1 protein-coding gene is annotated in these 1,231 nt (G+C 61.9%); it reads left to right on the top strand.

Annotated features, from left to right (window positions below; genetic code table 11):
* Positions 1 to 59 precede the first annotated feature (59 nt).
* A protein-coding gene (locus VJR90_10195; GenBank protein HKV97841.1) for an IS3 family transposase occupies positions 60 to 1,216 on the top strand; the annotation gives its coding sequence in 2 pieces (ribosomal slippage) (positions 60 to 312 and positions 312 to 1,216; 1,158 coding nt in all).
* Positions 1,217 to 1,231: the final 15 nt, after the last annotated feature.

The raw sequence follows: 1,231 nt of genomic DNA, 5'->3' as shown, positions 1-1,231 counted from the left end.
TGGTCTTCCCCTGATTTTGTGGACACCTTCTGTGCATAATCAGCGAAGGGAGGTGCCTCATGGCCCAGCCGCGACGGAGTTTCACACCAGAGTTTAAGCAGGACGCCGTGGATTTGTGCCGACGCAGTGGGAAGAGTGAATGTCAGGTGGCGCGGGAATTAGGCATTCCCCAACCGACGCTCAATCGGTGGATGCGGCAAGTCGCGGGGACGGCCCCAGGATCCAACAGCTTCCTGGCGACCGAGGAACTCAAGGTCTTGCGGCGAGAAGTGGAGCAGCTCCGCATGGAGCGCGACATCCTAAAAAAAGCCGTGGCCTTCTTTGCCAAGGAGTCGGGATGAGGTATCGCTTCATTCAGGCAGAGAAGGCCTCGTATCCGGTGGAGGTGTTGTGTCGCGTGCTCACCGTGGCCCGGAGCGGCTATTATGCCTGGTGCCGTTGCCCGCTCGGGGGGCGCGCGCAGCAGAATCAAGGGCTGCTCACACAGATTCGAACCTGTTACCAGGCGTCGCGAGGCTGCTATGGGAGTCCGCGGATTCATCACGAGCTGCGCGCCCACGGATTTCGGATCGGCCGCCATCGCGTGGCTCGGCTTATGCGGGTGCATGGGCTCCGCAGTGTCCGACGACCGCGGAGCTGGCGTCAACCAGCTGGCGCACTCCCGGCGGTGGTGCGGGCGAACGTGTTGTGCCGAGCATTTACCGCCACGCGGCCCAATGAGAAGTGGGCCGCCGACATCACCTACGTGCCCACACGCCAGGGTTGGCTCTACCTCGCGGTGGTCATCGATTTGTACTCGCGTCGGGTGGTCGGATGGGCCATGGACACACAACAGACGACCGCACTGACGGTGACGGCCTTAGAGATGGCGCTGCGCCAACGGCCTGTGCTGGCTGGACTCCTGCACCATTCGGATCGAGGCAGCCAGTATGGCGCAGTGGCCTATCAGCACCGACTGGTGAGCTGCGGAATCCGGGGCTCGATGAGCCGTCCCGGCAATTGCTGGGATAACGCCGTGGTGGAAAGCTTCTTCGCCACGCTGAAAACCGAACTCATGCGTGGCCGTCTGTATCACACCCGGCAGGACGCGCGCACCGAGATCTTTGCGTATCTGGAGGGATTTTATAATCGGGCCCGTCGACATTCCACCTTGGGCTATCTCAGCCCCGTGGAGTTCGAAGAGCGGGCTGCTCACTCAACCAACGGTGTCCACTGAATCGGGGGAAGTCCA

Source organism: Gammaproteobacteria bacterium (assembly GCA_035279405.1).
In the GTDB taxonomy this organism is placed as follows: Bacteria; Pseudomonadota; Gammaproteobacteria; order Natronospirales; family REEB76; genus REEB76.
This window is presented reverse-complemented; position numbering and strand designations above follow the sequence as displayed.